The 622-nt window shown below is 65.6% G+C and carries 1 pseudogene; it reads right to left on the minus strand.

Annotation, left to right across the window (positions count from 1 at the left end):
• Positions 1-575, minus strand: a pseudogene (locus ACOI1H_RS26105) (hypothetical protein); the annotation flags it as partial.
• Positions 576-622: the final 47 nt, after the last annotated feature.

Genomic DNA, 622 nt, shown 5'->3' on the forward strand with positions numbered 1-622 from the left:
TCAGCGGCGGCGGCCACGTGGGCGGCTGCCTGGTCACGCCAGTCACCGGTGGTGGCGCGCTTGGCCATGCCGGCTTTCACAGCGTCCAGCGCCTCGTCGGTCGCGGCGGCCAGCAGGGCGAAGTTCACGATGCCTGCCTCGGCCAGCTGCTCGGCCACCTTGGCGCCAACGCCGGTCAGCACCGTCAGGTCTTCAGCGACGGGGGCGGCCGGTGCGGCGACTTCGGCTGCGGCGGCAGCGCCTTCACGGACGGTCTTGTCCTTGAAGTAGACCACTTTCAGCTGGTCTTCGGAGTAGGTGCCGCCGTTGGCGTTCTTGCGCTGCACGGACTCCATGGGGCCTTTGAGCCAAACGGAGGCGCCTTCGCCTGCGGATTTGATCGCGTCGATCGTCTTCGTCGTGAAGGCGAAGGCGGTCTGCTCGAACTTCACGCAGTCCAGCACGATCACGGCATACTGGCCCTTGCGGCCGGATTTCAGCGCGATCGACTTGATCTTGCCGAAGCGCTCGATCCACTTGTCGCCGGCGGCGCGGGTGGTGGTTTCGGACGGGGTGGCGGTGCTTGCGTCGGTCATTCAGATCTCTCTTCTCTGTTTTGATTTCTCTGTGGCCTGCGATGCTG

It is taken from the genome of Loktanella sp. DJP18 (assembly GCF_049310965.1).
GTDB lineage: Bacteria > Pseudomonadota > Alphaproteobacteria > Rhodobacterales > Rhodobacteraceae > Loktanella.